This window comes from Micromonospora sp. NPDC093244, from assembly GCF_040683695.1.
GTDB lineage: Bacteria > Actinomycetota > Actinomycetes > Mycobacteriales > Micromonosporaceae > Micromonospora.
The window spans coordinates 82,193-94,852 of record NZ_JBFBEO010000002.1; the positions used below are offsets into that span (position 1 = coordinate 82,193).

11 protein-coding genes and 3 pseudogenes are annotated in these 12,660 nt (G+C 71.7%); 6 read left to right on the top strand and 8 right to left on the bottom strand.

Translation table 11 applies throughout. The annotated features are described in order from the left end of the window. Positions 1 to 94 precede the first annotated feature (94 nt). Positions 95 to 1,561 carry an NAD-dependent malic enzyme gene (locus tag AB0N27_RS10375; RefSeq protein WP_357987281.1) on the top strand — a complete coding sequence of 489 codons (1,467 nt, stop codon included), beginning with the start codon at positions 95 to 97 and terminating at the stop codon, positions 1,559 to 1,561. Between the two features lie 189 nt (positions 1,562 to 1,750). On the opposite strand, the gene dapF is transcribed toward AB0N27_RS10375, so the two are convergent. Genes dapF through AB0N27_RS10390 form a run of 3 tightly spaced genes read right to left on the bottom strand, consistent with a single transcriptional unit; the run spans position 1,751 to position 4,285 of the window. Then, complete coding sequence (gene dapF, locus AB0N27_RS10380) at positions 1,751 to 2,602, bottom strand: diaminopimelate epimerase (RefSeq protein WP_364366463.1); 852 nt, start codon at positions 2,600 to 2,602, stop codon at positions 1,751 to 1,753. A 7-nt stretch (positions 2,603 to 2,609) separates the two neighbouring features. Continuing rightward, positions 2,610 to 3,521 carry a tRNA (adenosine(37)-N6)-dimethylallyltransferase MiaA gene (miaA, locus tag AB0N27_RS10385; RefSeq protein ID WP_364366466.1) on the bottom strand — a complete coding sequence of 304 codons (912 nt, stop codon included), beginning with the start codon at positions 3,519 to 3,521 and terminating at the stop codon, positions 2,610 to 2,612. Further along, positions 3,518 to 4,285, bottom strand: coding sequence for a class III extradiol dioxygenase subunit B-like domain-containing protein (locus tag AB0N27_RS10390; protein ID WP_364366469.1), 768 nt, complete (start codon positions 4,283 to 4,285; stop codon positions 3,518 to 3,520). The genes miaA and AB0N27_RS10390 overlap by 4 nt, the downstream gene beginning before the upstream one ends. Before the next feature lie 151 nt (positions 4,286 to 4,436). Here AB0N27_RS10390 and AB0N27_RS10395 point away from each other — a divergent pair, with 151 nt between their 5' ends. Beyond that, positions 4,437 to 5,645: a DUF349 domain-containing protein gene (locus AB0N27_RS10395; RefSeq protein WP_364366471.1), complete on the top strand. Its 1,209-nt coding sequence runs from the start codon at positions 4,437 to 4,439 to the stop codon at positions 5,643 to 5,645. A gap of 634 nt (positions 5,646 to 6,279) precedes the next feature. After that, positions 6,280 to 7,404: pseudogene (locus AB0N27_RS10400) on the top strand (glycoside hydrolase family 5 protein); the annotation flags it as partial. 52 nt (positions 7,405 to 7,456) lie between these two features. On the opposite strand, the pseudogene AB0N27_RS10405 reads toward AB0N27_RS10400, so the two are convergent. Further along, positions 7,457 to 7,561 (bottom strand): annotated as a pseudogene (locus tag AB0N27_RS10405) (hypothetical protein); the annotation flags it as partial. 56 nt (positions 7,562 to 7,617) lie between these two features. Between AB0N27_RS10405 and AB0N27_RS10410 the strand changes: the two are divergent. Next, positions 7,618 to 7,905 (top strand): annotated as a pseudogene (locus AB0N27_RS10410) (cellulose binding domain-containing protein); the annotation flags it as partial. Between the two features lie 237 nt (positions 7,906 to 8,142). After that, positions 8,143 to 9,504: a cellulose binding domain-containing protein gene (locus AB0N27_RS10415; RefSeq protein ID WP_364366474.1), complete on the top strand. Its 1,362-nt coding sequence runs from the start codon at positions 8,143 to 8,145 to the stop codon at positions 9,502 to 9,504. Between the two features lie 45 nt (positions 9,505 to 9,549). Here the strand turns inward: AB0N27_RS10415 and miaB are convergent, their stop codons facing one another. From miaB to AB0N27_RS10430, 3 genes are all read right to left on the bottom strand, one after another. Further along, on the bottom strand, positions 9,550 to 11,028 hold the full coding sequence (miaB, locus tag AB0N27_RS10420) for a tRNA (N6-isopentenyl adenosine(37)-C2)-methylthiotransferase MiaB (protein ID WP_364366478.1): 1,479 nt from the start codon (positions 11,026 to 11,028) through the stop codon (positions 9,550 to 9,552). 102 nt (positions 11,029 to 11,130) lie between these two features. Next, positions 11,131 to 11,361 carry a hypothetical protein gene (locus tag AB0N27_RS10425; protein ID WP_364366481.1) on the bottom strand — a complete coding sequence of 77 codons (231 nt, stop codon included), beginning with the start codon at positions 11,359 to 11,361 and terminating at the stop codon, positions 11,131 to 11,133. A gap of 78 nt (positions 11,362 to 11,439) precedes the next feature. Next, the gene (locus tag AB0N27_RS10430) at positions 11,440 to 11,631 is read right to left on the bottom strand and encodes a hypothetical protein (protein ID WP_364366484.1); all 192 of its coding nucleotides are present in this window, start codon (positions 11,629 to 11,631) and stop codon (positions 11,440 to 11,442) included. A gap of 139 nt (positions 11,632 to 11,770) precedes the next feature. On the opposite strand from AB0N27_RS10430, the gene AB0N27_RS10435 reads away from it, so the two are divergent. Beyond that, positions 11,771 to 12,025 (top strand): DUF2277 family protein, encoded by a 255-nt coding sequence (locus tag AB0N27_RS10435; RefSeq protein WP_364366486.1) that lies wholly within the window; start codon positions 11,771 to 11,773, stop codon positions 12,023 to 12,025. Between the two features lie 39 nt (positions 12,026 to 12,064). Here the strand turns inward: AB0N27_RS10435 and AB0N27_RS10440 are convergent, their stop codons facing one another. Beyond that, a complete protein-coding gene (locus AB0N27_RS10440) occupies positions 12,065 to 12,544 on the bottom strand; it encodes a hypothetical protein (RefSeq protein WP_139583071.1) in 480 nt (159 codons plus the stop codon). Positions 12,545 to 12,660: the final 116 nt, after the last annotated feature.

Here is a 12,660-nt window from a genome sequence, read left to right on the forward strand (position 1 = left end):
GCCAAAAGTGGGGGCGAATGCTGGTCGGCCACGACAACCCGGTAGAAATGCGGGCGGCGGTCGACCGGCCGCACAGCCGTGACGGAGGGATCCCGTGGCCATCACCCGACTGCCGAGCGCCGGCTTTTCGATCACCATCCGAATCGCCGTGACCGCTGATGCCTCCTCGATCGGCCGCCTCACCACCTCGGTCGGCGAGGCCGGGGCGATCGTCACGGCGTTGGACGTGGTGGACTCCGACCCGACCCACGTGATCGTCGACCTGACCTGCGACACCGCCGACGCCGGCCACGCCGACCAGGTGGTCGACGCGTTGACCGCGCTCGACGGCGTGGACGTGCGCAAGGTGTCGGACCGGACGTTCCTGCTGCACCTCGGCGGCAAGATCGAGGTGACCTCGAAGGTCGCGCTGCGCAACCGTGACGAGCTGTCCCGGGCGTACACCCCGGGGGTGGCCCGGGTCTGCATGGCCATCGCCGAGAACCCGGCGGACGCCCGGCGGCTCACCATCAAGCGCAACACCGTCGCCGTGGTCAGCGACGGTTCGGCGGTCCTCGGCCTGGGCAACCTCGGCCCGGCCGCGTCACTGCCGGTGATGGAGGGCAAGGCGGCGCTGTTCAAGCGCTTCGGAGGGGTGGACGCCTGGCCGGTGGTGCTGGACACCCAGGACACCGACGAGATCGTGCAGATCGTCAAGGCGATCGCGCCGGCGTACGGCGGGATCAACCTGGAGGACATCGCCGCGCCGCGCTGCTTCGAGATCGAGGCCCGGCTGCGCGAGGCGCTGGACATCCCGGTCTTCCACGACGACCAGCACGGCACCGCGATCTGCGTGCTGGCCGCGCTCACCAACGCGCTGCGCGTCGTGGGCAAGCAGCTCGCGGACGTCCGGGTGGTCGTCTCTGGAGCGGGCGCGGCCGGGACCGCGATCATGAAGCTGCTGCTGCGTCAGGGCGTCGGCGACATCATCGCGTACGACCGCGAGGGCGCCCTGCACCGCGGCTTGACCGGGCTGAACCCGGCCTGGCAGTGGCTGGCGGAGAACACCAACAAGGAGAACTACTCGGGCGACCTGCCCGGCGCCATCCGGGGCGCGGACGTGTTCATCGGGGTCAGCGCGCCGAATCTGCTCACCGGCGACGACATCGCCCAGATGGCGAAGGACTCGATCGTCTTCGCGCTGGCCAACCCCGACCCGGAGGTCGACCCGCGCGAGGCGCGCAAGCACGCCGCAGTGGTCGCCACCGGCCGCTCCGACCAGCCGAACCAGATCAACAACGTGCTCGCGTTCCCCGGGGTGTTCCGCGGCATGCTCGACGCGCACGCCGAGGAGTTCACCGAGGAGATGGCCATCGCGGCCGCCCGGGCCATCGCCGATGTGGTCGGCGAGGACAAGATCAACCCGACGGTGATCGTGCCGAGCGTCTTCGACTCCCGGGTCGCCCCGGCGGTCGCCGCCGCCGTCCGCGCCGCCGCGCACAACCCCAGCCCGCTGCCGGCGGCCGACCCCGGCCCGTCCGACCTTCCGGAGATCGCGGCCAACGCCAGCGCGACGCCCTGACGAGCAGTCCGGCGGCGTGACGCCGGAAGCAGGCACGGAGCCCTCGGCTGGGTCGTCTCCCCCGCTTTGCTCTGCTTCAACCCACGCAACGGCGCGTGTCCGGTAATCGGACACCGGGCGTTGCGCGGGGTGAAGCAGAGCAAAGGGCCCCACCGACCGGCGCAGCCCGGCGCGCGGATCCGCTCGGTGTCAGACGGCGGTGGGCAGGGTGGAGAGGTCGACCTCACCCGTTGCCACCAGAACGGCGGGTCCGGACAGCCAGCAGGAGCTCTCGGTGACCGTTACCGTGAGGCGGCCGCCGGGGACGTCGACCGCGACCACGCCGGTGTCCCGACCGACGTCGCGCAGGGCCACCGCGCCCACCGCGCAGGCGCCCGTGCCGCAGGACAGGGTCTCGGCGCTGCCGCGCTCGTACACGCGCATGAGGCTGTGCCCGTCGGTGCCGTGCACCGGGTCGCCGGCCACGATGAACTCCACGTTCACGCCCGCCGGGAACACCTCCGGGTCGAACCCCGGAGCGCGGGTCAGATCCAGCGCGGCCAACTCGACCCCCGCCGGCAGCACACACACCAGGTGCGGGTTGCCCACGTCCACAGCCGTACCGGCCAGGGTCAATCCGCCGAGGGTGGCGGCCGACTCGTCGTACACCCGGGGTCGGCGCATCTCGACGGAGACCGCGCCGCCCTCGACGAGCGCGCGCACGACGCCGGCCCGGGTGGCCACCGGCAGCGCCGCGCCGGCGGGGGTCGCCAGGCCGGCGTCGAGCAGGTACCGGACGAAGACCCGGGCGCCGTTGCCACACATCTCGGCGAACGAGCCGTCGGCGTTCCAGTAGTCCATGAACCACTCGGCCTCACCGGCCAGCCCGGCGCCGTCGGGATGCTTGGCCGCGCGGACCACCCGCAGCACCCCGTCCGCACCGATGCCCCGCCGCCTGTCGCAGAGCGCCGCGACCAGCTCCGGAGTCAGGTCGAGCTGACCGTCCGGGTCGGGAAGGAGGACGAAGTCGTTGCCGGTGCCGTGGCCCTTGGTGAACTCCACACCCCCATCATCGCGCAGCGGCCGGCACCAGACGCAGGGCGGCCTCGAACAGGTCCGGTGCCGCCGAGTCCAGCCAGCGGATCCGGGGGTCACGCCGGAACCAGGAGCGCTGCCTGCGGACGAACCGCCGCGTCGCCCGGACCGTCTCGTCGCGCGCCTGCGCCTCGGTCAGCTCACCCGCGAGCTGCCGCAACACCTGCTGGTAGCCCAGCGCCCGACTCGCCGTCCGCCCCTCGGCCAGCCCCCGGCCCAGCAGCTCGCGGGTCTCGGCCACCAGGCCGTCGGCCCACATCCGGTCCACCCGCGCCGCGATCCGCTCGTCCAGCAGGCCGGTGTCCAGGTCGACGCCGAGCTGCACCGACGGGTAGTACGGCGTCGGCTGCGGCAGCGAGGCAGTGAACGGCGCGCCGGTCAACTCGATCACCTCCAGGGCCCGCACGATCCGCCGACCATTGCCCGGCAGGATGCCCTGGGCGGCGACCGGATCGGCCTCGCGCAGCCGCGCGTACAGCGGCGGCGGGCCGACCTCGGCCAACTCCCGCTCCAGCCGCTCCCGCAGCGCCGGGTCGGTGCCGGGGAACTCGAAACGCTCAAGCACCGCCCGCACGTACAACCCGGACCCGCCGACCAGCAGCGGCACCCGCCCCCGGGACAGGATGTCGTCCACCGCCGCCCGGGCCAGCCGCTGGTACTCCGCGACGCTCGCCGGCTCGCTGACCTCCCAGATGTCCAGCAGATGGTGCGGCACCCCGTCCCGCTCGGCCGGGGTCAGCTTGGCGGTGCCGATGTCCAGGCCCCGGTAGAGCTGCATCGAATCGGCGTTGACCACCTCACCGTCCAGCGCGTGCGCCAACGCGATACTCAACGCCGACTTGCCCGCCGCCGTCGGGCCGACGACCGCGACCACGGTGCCGCTCACATCCGCTCCCAGGACGCCACGAAGTAGGCCACACCGTAGGGCGCCGCGTCGTGCAGCAGCTCACCGCGCCACCCGCCGCCGCTCGACCGGGCCGCGCCGGCCAGCACCTGCCAGGACGCCCGGCCGGCGGCCTTCAGCTCCGTCGACACCACCGGGTCGAGGTCGAGCAGCACGTCCAGGTCCGCCCCGGCCAGGGCCGTGGCAACCCGCCTGTCGTACGCCTCGGCGCGCGGATCGTCGTACCCCGGGGACTTCTGCCCCCGGCACGCCGACCCGTCGCCGAGCACCAGCAGCGCCACCCGCACAGCCGAACCGGCGATCGACTCGGCGAGGGCCTCCACCTCGGCTGCGCCGGCGTCGGCGGCCACCTGCACGGCCGCCACCTGCGCGCGCACGTCCTGGCGGGCGAGCAGCCACGCGCCGACGGTCAGGCTCAGGGGCAGCACGGCGCCCCGGTCGGGCTGGCCGGGCACCAGGGGTACGTCCAGATCCACGCCCCAGGGCTGCAACGAACCGGTGGCCGGGGCGAAGATCGGGCCCGTCGTCGGGCCGGCGCCGAGCAGGACCACCGCGTCCGGGTCGACGGCCAACAACCGACGGACGGCGGTGTCACACGCCGCCCGCAGATCGTCCAGCTCGGGCGCGGCGGTGCCGGCCACCTCGGGCACGAGCAGGGGCGGATGCGGGCAGACAACGGCGGCGACCAGTGGCACCCGCCCACCGTAGCGGGAATCCCCGGTGCGTCTCCGCGCCGATCCGGTCATTCGGTCACTAGGACACCGTATGGTCACGGTCGGCGATAGGCGCTCGACGCGGACCGGGTTGGACCTGTGACAATGCCGGAAGCAAGTTGACTGCGCCGTGGCGGCGACGGGGGACTCGTTCCTTCGACGCCGGGAGATCGAGGATGGGCACATGAGCGACTGGACTGCCTTCGGACGGGTGGACGCGGACGGCACCGTGTACGTCAAGACCGCCGAGGGCGAGCGGGTGGTCGGATCCTGGCAGGCGGGAGCACCGGAGGAGGGGCTGGCCCACTTCGCCCGCCGCTTCGCCGACCTGGTGACCGAGGTGGATCTGACCGAAGCGCGGCTCAACTCGGGTGCGGCGGACGCCGGGCATTCGCTGAGCACGATCCGGCGGATCCGCGCCACGCTCCCCGAGGCGCACGTGGTCGGCGACATCGACGCGCTGGCCGCGCGACTGGACAAGCTGGCCACCCTCGCCGAGGAGAAGGCAGGTGAGGCCCGGGCCGCCCGCGACGCCGCGCGCGTCGAAGCCCTGGCACGCAAGACCGCGCTGGTCGAGGAGGCCGAGAAGCTCGCCGCCGAATCCACCGGCTGGAAGACCGCCGGCGACCGGCTCAAGGAGATCCTCGACGAGTGGAAGACCATCCGCGGGGTCGACAAGAAGGCCGACGGTGAGCTGTGGAAGCGGTTCGCCGCCGCCCGGGACGGCTTCACCCGCCGCCGGGGCGCCCATTTCGCCTCCCTCGACGCGCAGCGCAAGCAGGCGCAGACCGTCAAGGAGGAGCTGGTCGCCGAAGCCGAGAAGCTCAAGGACTCCACCGAGTGGGCGGCCACCGCCAACCAGCTCAAGGAACTGATGACGCAGTGGAAGGCCGCTCCGCGCGCCTCCAAGGAGGCCGAGCAGAAGCTGTGGGAACGGTTCCGCGGCGCGCAGGACGCCTTCTTCAGCCGGCGCAGTGAGGTCTTCTCGGCCCGCGACAACGAGCAGCGCGGCAACCTGGAGCGCAAGCAGGCCCTCCTGGCCGAGGCGGAAGCCCTCGACATCGACGCCGACCCGAAGGGCGCCCAGGCCAAGCTGCGGGAGATCCAGGCCCAGTGGCACGAGGCCGGGCGGGTGCCCCGCGAGGCCGCCGCCGGGCTGGAGCGCCGACTGCGTGTCATCGACGACAAGGTCCGCGAAGTGATGGACTCCGCGTGGCGCCGCACCACCAAGGAAGACAACCCGCTGCTCGCCCAGATGCGGGCACAGGTGGCGGAGGCCGAGGACCGGCTGGCCCGGGCGCAGAGCGCCGGCGACGCCCGCCGGATCAAGGAGGCCGAGCAGGCCCTCACCGCCAAGCGGCAGTTCCTCCAGCTCGCCGAGCAGGCCGGCTGAGTCGACGCGTCACCGGGAGCCCCCGGTCCCCTGACGGGACCGGGGGCTCCCGCGCCCCGCGCCCCGCGCCCCGCGCCCCGCGCCCCGCGCCCCGCGCCCCGCGCCCCGCGCCAAGATCCTCACAACATCCCGGAAGTTGCTGCCTCGGACGCGCCGGAGGCAGCAACTTCCCTGAAGTTGTGGGGATCTTGAAGGGGTGCGGTGGCGCGGGTCGCCGGCAGGCGGGGCGTCGGACGCCCTCGCGGGTCATGATCGCGCTCGATCCTGGAAGTAGTGGTATCCCGGCGTCTCAAGGCCACTACTTCCAGGATCGAGCGCGATCTTGCGGGGGGCGGGGGCGGGGGCGCGGCGCGGGGGCGGGGGCGAGGGATCGTCCGACCGGCCGGATGGCTGGTTGACGCATTGAGGTGGGCTGATCAGAATGAGCGGCGGAGCCAGGTAGGGCCACCGGCACGAGGGCGACGACTGCGGGACACCGCCGTCGGAGGGTCGCCGGTGAGCGTTCGCGAGTGTCCACGTCCGCGTGACATGGGCCGTCGCGCACTGTCCGCGTACCCCTTGGGGGCGTGACGTGCGGACGGCCGCCCGCCGGCGTCGTTCATCGACGGCGTCGGACCTCCGAAGTGGAGCTCGAATGTTCCGTCCCACCGCTCTCGGCGGCGCGTTGACCGCGCTCGCCACAGTCGCGGCCGGCGTGTTCATCGCCGCCACCGTCAGCACCAGCCCGGCCGTCGCCGCTGGCACCGGTACCGGGTACCTGCACACGAACGGCAATCAGATCGTGGACAGCACCGGCGCCACGGTCCGGTTGACGGGTATCAACTGGTTCGGCATGGAGACCGACAACAAGACCTTCCACGGGTTGTGGTCGAGCAACCCGTGGCGGGGGCAGCTCGACAAGATGGCCAGCCTTGGTTACAACACGTTGCGGGTGCCGTACTCGAACGACGCGCTGAAGCCGGGCGCGACTGCCACCGGGATCAACGACTTCGTCAACCCGGACCTGGTCGGGTTGTCGCCGTTGCAGATCCTGGACAAGGTGATCGACTACGCCGGCAGCAAGGGGATGCGGATCATCCTCGACCGACACCGGCCGACGTCGGCCGGGCAGTCGCCGCTGTGGTACACGTCGACGGTCTCCGAGGCGACCTGGATCAACGACTGGAAGATGCTCGCGCAGCGGTACGCGGGCAACCCCACGGTGATCGGCGCGGACCTGCACAACGAGCCGCATGCCGAGGGCACCAACCCGGCGGCGACCGGCGCGTGCTGGGGTTGTGGTGACACCGCCCGGGACTGGCGGCTGGCCGCCGAGCGGGCCGGCAACGCCGTCCTCGGTGTCCAGCCCAACTGGTTGATCTTCGTTGAGGGGGTGAGCTGCCCGAGTGGTGGCCTCTCCAACGTGTGGGACAACGACCCGAGCAACGACGAGGACTGCGGCTGGTGGGGTGGCAACCTGTCCAAGGCCGGCCAGTTCCCGGTACGGCTGAACGTGGCGAACCGGTTGGTCTACTCGCCGCACGAGTACGCGACGTCGGTGTACCGGCAGACCTGGTTCGACGCCCCGGACTACCCGGCGAACATGCCGGCGATCTGGGACAAGTACTGGGGTTACCTCTACAAGCAGAACATCGCGCCGATCATGATGGGTGAGTTCGGCAGCACACTGGCCGACCCGAAGGACCGGGTGTGGCTGGAGAAGCTGATGGCGTACACCGGCACCGGGGTGACCGGGATGTCCTTCACCTACTGGTCGTGGAACCCGAACTCGGGTGACACCGGCGGCATCGCGCTCGACGACTGGACGAACATCAACACGACCAAGCAGGCGATCCTCCAGCCGTACCTGATCGCGCCGTCCGGCGGAACGGGCGGGCCGACGGGCGGGCCGACGGGCGGGCCGACGGGCGGGCCGACGGGCGGGCCGACGGGCGGCCCGACGGACCCTCCGACGGGCGCCTGCACCGCCACCTACCGGCAGGTCAACGCCTGGCAGGGCGGCTTCCAGGGTGAGTTGACAGTGAAGAACACGGGCTCGGCGGCGGTGAACCCGTGGTCGGTCACCTGGAGCTGGCCGTCCGGGGTGACGTTGGGCAGTGGTTGGAACGCCACGGTCACGCAGTCCGGTACGACTGTCACCGCAGCCGCGCCGGGCCACACCCCCTCCCTGGCGGCGGGCGGGTCGGTCACCGTGGGCTTCACCGCCAACGGCACCGCCAGCGCTCCGGCGACCGTGAAACTCAACGGCACCGGCTGCTGAGCCACCGGGGGCGGCCGGCACCGAGGTACGGGTGCCGGCCGCCCCCGGCCATTTACATTCAGATGCTTCTATGTTCTCATCGGGAAAGCGCTTGCCCTCGGGTGGCCAGCGCCAGCGCGGGAGCCGCTTTCCTTCACGAACCTGCACCGGCGGGCCCGGGACCACAGGTTCCGGTCGACCTCGCCGCCCACGGGCATGGGCGTCGCGACGGTCACCGTCTCACCGAAAGGAAGCAGCATGCGCACAGGACGGCGTCGGATGACGCTGATCGCCAGCACCGCCGCAGCCACCGCCACCCTCGTCACCGCCAGCCTGCTGAGCGCCGTCACCGCCCAGGCGGCGGCCGGCTGCCAGGTGGCGTACTCGGTCGCCAGCCAGTGGCCTGGCGGATTCACCGGCAACGTCACTGTCACCAACCTCGGCGATCCCGTCGCCGGGTGGGCGCTGCGCTGGTCGTACGGGGCCGGCCAGCAGGTCAGCCAGGCGTGGGGCGCGACAGTCACGCAGAGCGGCGGCCAGGTCTCCGCGACGAACGTCGACTACAACGCCAACCTGGCGACCAACGGCAGCACCTCGTTCGGCTTCAACGCGAGCTGGAACAACTCAGGCAACCCGGCTCCGACCGGCTTCACCCTCAACAACGTCGCCTGCACCGGCGGCACCACCCCGACCACCCCGCCGCCCACCACACCCCCGCCGACCACCCCTCCACCCACGACGCCCCCGCCCACGAGCCCGCCGCAGACCGGCCTTGTCGGCTGGGCCACCCAGAACGGCGGCACCACCGGTGGCGGCACCGCAGCCACGACCACCGTCACCAACGCCTCGGCGCTGACCAGCGCGCTGAACGCCACAGGCGCTGCGGTGATCCGGGTGTCCGGGACCATCTCCTGCTCGGGAATGCTGCGGGTCCGGTCCAACAAGACCATCCTCGGCAACTCCGGCGCGACAATCGCCGGCTGCGGACTCAACATCAGCGGTGACCGCAACGTCATCATCCGGAACCTGACCTTCCGGGACTGGAACGACGACGCGATAAACGTGCAGGAGTCGGCCACCAACATCTGGATCGACCACAACAGCTTCAGCAACGGGTACGACGGCGCCGTCGACATCAAACGCGGATCGGACTTCGTCACCGTGTCCTGGAACCGGGTGTTCAACCACGACAAGACGATGCTGCTCGGCCACAGCGACGACAACGGCAGCCAGGACATCGGTCACCTGCGGGTGAGCTACCACCACAACTGGTTCGACGGCAGCAACCAGCGCAACCCCCGGGTGCGCTTCGGCAACCCGGTGCACGTGTTCAACAACTACTACCGGGCCAACGGCGGCTACGGCGTCGCGTCCACCGAGAACGCCGGCGTCCTCGTCGAGGGCAACTACTTCGAGAACGTCCCCGACACGTACCACCTCGGCGAGGGCGACTCCGGGCCGGGCAGCCTGGTGGCCCGGAACAACCACTTCGTCAACTCACCCGCCGGCCAGGCCGGCGGCAGCGTGGCAGGCATCCCGTACTCCTACCAGCTGGACACCGCGAGCAACGTCAAGTCCGTCGTGACTGCCGGCGCGGGCGCCGGCCGGATCACCGTCTGACCCGGCGGTTCGAGGAAGGGCCCCGCCCGGGGCCCTTCCTCGACGTCACTGCGCGGCGCAGCCGGCGGTGGGCGCGGGCACGACCGGCGGCGCGCCGATCGTCGGCAGACCGAGCAACACCCCAGGGGTACGCGGGGAGCGGCCGGCCTCGGCGGCGTCGCCGGCCCGGGTGCGGCGGTGCGACAGGGGCGCCCCGTCGGCGTTGAGGTGGTGCGGCGCTGCGTACGTGATGGCCGTGTGCACGATGTCACCGGGCCGGATCGACCCCGCGAAGCTGCCGGCGTCGAAGTGCACAAGCCGACCGTCGCGCGCCCGGCCGGACATCCGCCCGGTCCGCTCGTCCTTGCGGCCCTCGCCGACCGCGACCAGCACCTCGACGGTCTCCCCCACCAGGCGCTTGTTCTCCGCCCAGGTGATCTCCTCGACGGTGGCGATCAGCCGCTCGTAGCGCTCCTGCACGACAGGCTTGGGCAGCTGGCCGTCCATCGTCGCGGCAGGAGTGCCGGGGCGCTTCGAATACTGGAACGTGAAGGCCGAGGAGAAGCGGGCCTCGCGCACCACGTCAAGGGTGCGCTGGAAGTCCGCCTCCGTCTCGCCGGGGAACCCGACGATGATGTCGGTGGTGATCGCCGCGTCCGGCATGGCCGCCCGGACCTTCTCGATGATGCCCAGGTACCGCTCCGAGCGGTAGGACCGCCGCATCGCCCGGAGCACGTCGTCGGAGCCGGACTGCAACGGCATGTGCAGCGAGTGGCAGACGTTGGGCGTCTCGGCCATCGCGGCGATCACGTCGTCGGTGAAGTCCTTCGGGTGCGGGCTGGTGAACCGGACCCGCTCCAGGCCGTCGATGTCGCCGCAGGCGCGCAGCAGCTTGCCGAACGCGTACCGGTCGCCGAACTCCACGCCGTAGGAGTTGACGTTCTGCCCGAGCAGCGTCACCTCCAGCACACCCTCGTCGACCAGGGCGCGCACCTCGGAGAGGATGTCGCCGGGGCGGCGGTCCCGCTCCTTGCCGCGCAGCGACGGCACGATGCAGAACGTGCAGGTGTTGTTGCAGCCCACCGAGATCGACACCCAGCCGGCGTACGTCGACTCGCGGCGGGTCGGCAGCGTGGAGGGGAACACGTCAAGCGACTCGAGGATCTCCACCTCGGCGGCGGAGTTGTGCCGGGCCCGCTCCAGCAGCACCGGCAACGAGCCGATGTTGTGCGTGCCGAAGACGACATCCACCCAGGGTGCCTTGCGGACGATCTCGCCACGGTCCTTCTGGGCGAGGCAGCCGCCGACCGCGATCTGCATGTCCCGGTGCTTGTCCTTCACCGGGCGCAGCCGACCGAGGTTGCCGTAGAGCCGGTTGTCGGCGTTCTCCCGCACCGCGCAGGTGTTGAAGATGACCACGTCCGGGGTGTCGTCGCCGGCGGGCGCGCGCACGTACCCCGCCTGCTCCAGCAGGCCGGAGATGCGTTCGGAGTCGTGCACGTTCATCTGGCAGCCGTACGTGACGACGTTGTAGGTCCTAGCCACCCTGTTGGCGCCCCTTCCCCTCGGGCTACCAGGGTAGCGGCCCGCCCGACAGGGCACGGAGAGTGGCATTGACCCGGGACAGGGCGCGAGCGGGCCCGGGTGTCAGAACGGGTGAGGGTCGATGATCCGGGCGACGAACCTCCCCTCCCGCAGCGCCCGTACGCTCGGATGGTCCGCCGCGACCACCTCGCTCAGCTCCACCACGGGCGTGGTGATGGTCGCGGAGGGCTGATCGCCGTCGCTCCCGCGCAGGACGAGCGCCAGGTTCGCCAGGCAGCGCAGGGCGTCCGGGTGGCGCGGCGGTGCCTGTCGTGGTCGCAACTCAGGTCGCATCGGCTGTGCACCTTCAGGACGTACTGGCCGATCGGGGCGCCCGGCGGGGCCGGCACGGATCGCCAAGCCGTCATAGGGTCAGATGGCCGAATTGAAGGAGGTGACGGGTACGACCGTCTCCGCCGGACCGGTGATCGGGGGGAGGACGCGGCGCAGGAGCACGTCGACCGTCTCGGGGCGCTCGGTCGCGACCTGGTCGAGCCGAGTCCTCAGGATCGACGCGATCGGGTCGGGACTCCGACCGGCGGGCGGTGCGGGCTTCTGGTCCACAGTGAGTCTCCGGGTCCCGTGGGAGCCCCACGGGAGGTGTGATGGACGGCCCGACGGCCCTGACGCGCCACCAGAACAGGCAACAGCCCCAACGATGTCATCGTTGGTCGAGTAGCGCACGAGACGAGGAGAAACGCCCATGTGCCGGAGCATCAAGACGCTGCGTGAGCCGTTCACCCCGCAGGTGACGGACACCGACATCGAGGCGGCGGCGTTGCAGTACGTCCGGAAGATCTCTGGCTTCCGGGCGCCCGCCGCGCACAACGCCGCCGCCTTCGACGCCGCGGTGGCCGCCGTGGCGGAGGCCACCCGCACCCTGCTCGACCAGCTCGTGGTCCGGGGTGCCGGGGCGGGCGCCGCGGACCGGCCGGCCGCCGCCCAGGGCCGCGGCTGACCGTCGGCGCGGCGTCGGCCGGGGCCTGACCGCTGTGGGTCAGGCCGCGGCGAGCGCCGGCGCGACGGTGTCCGGTGCCCACCGCGAACGGTGACACTGCGACCAGCCCCGACAGCCGGGGTCGCCGAGCGTGCAGAGCCGTTGCCGGCTGAGCACCTCGCCGTCGTCGGTGTCCCGTACGTCGAAGTGCACCGGGCGGACCGTCCCGTCCGGGACGACGAGCAGGTGCCGCGTGGCGTCCAGCGTGTCGTCACGCAGTAGACAGTTGCGGCCCAGCAGCCGGGCCAGCGCGGCGATGCTGGCGTGCTCGGGGAGCCGCTCGGGCACCCCGTAGCAGTCCACCACCGTCGAGAACTCGCCCGGCGCCTGCCAGACGTCACAGACGACCGCGTACGCCGGCAGTCGGGCCGGATCTGCCGCCGCCAGCGGCATCACCACCCGACCGAGCGCCTCGGCCAGTGCCGGGTAGACCTCAACGGGTCGTACCCGGTCGATTCTCCAGTTCCACAGCTCGGTCATTCCGCCTCCTCGCTGCGTTCGTCCCACCGGCCTCCGGATCGGGCCTTACTGACGATGGTGGGGGGCATTTGACCCCAGCCGGGGGCAAGTTACCGGTCTGTGACCATTCCGGGCAA